This is a genomic window from Microtetraspora sp. AC03309 (assembly GCF_020826795.1).
GTDB classification, from domain to species: domain Bacteria; phylum Actinomycetota; class Actinomycetes; order Streptosporangiales; family Streptosporangiaceae; genus Microtetraspora; species Microtetraspora glauca.
On the sequence record NZ_JADDIL010000322.1, the window covers coordinates 1 to 681 of the forward strand.

Below are 681 nucleotides of genomic sequence, written 5' to 3' on the forward strand. Positions count from 1 at the left end.
CTACGCGCCCTATCCGGCGACCATCATCGGAGGCACGGACGGGGGCGGTTACATGGCCTCCAAGAACGCCGGCATCGACTCCGCCAACGCCCGCCTCAAGCTTGTTGCCAACCGCTGCGCCAAGACGGTGTTCATCCTCTCCGGATACAGCCAGGGCGCTGATGTTGCCGGTGACATCGCAGCCGCCATCGGCAACAACCGAGGCGTGATCCCAGCCAGCCGGCTCCTTGGTGTCGCCCTGGTCGCTGACCCCTCGCAAGCCCCTGTCGGCCAGCCCACCATCGGCCTGCCCAAGCCCGGAATGGGCTTCGCCGGGGTGCGCTCGGGAGGCTTCGGCTCACTCACCCAGCGCAACGGCATCCTGGCGATCTGCGCGCCCCGCGACTACTACTGCAACCTTCCCCAGGGCGACGTCGTCATGCGGTTCATCGGACACCTGGGCTCCCATCTGGATGCCTCCGACCCCGCAGGATCGGCCCAGAAACTGGCCACGATCTTCATGGCTGGCCTCATCGCACCGGCCACCGCTGCCATCAACCAGATCCTCGCGCTCGTCAACGACCCCAACCTGATCCCGAACCTGGTATCGCGCGGCGTCGCCTTCGCCAAGGCCCTCGCCCAACAGCTGTTCTGGCTGGCTGGCCCCCAGGTGGCCGGCCCCGCCACCGACCTTGTCAACGC

General features: G+C 67.5%; 1 protein-coding gene. It reads left to right on the forward strand.

The genetic code is table 11. The features are described from left to right. Positions 1–52 precede the first annotated feature (52 nt). Positions 53–681: cutinase family protein (locus IMZ11_RS43100; protein WP_255708157.1), on the forward strand; the 629-nt coding region annotated here is incomplete at its 3' end.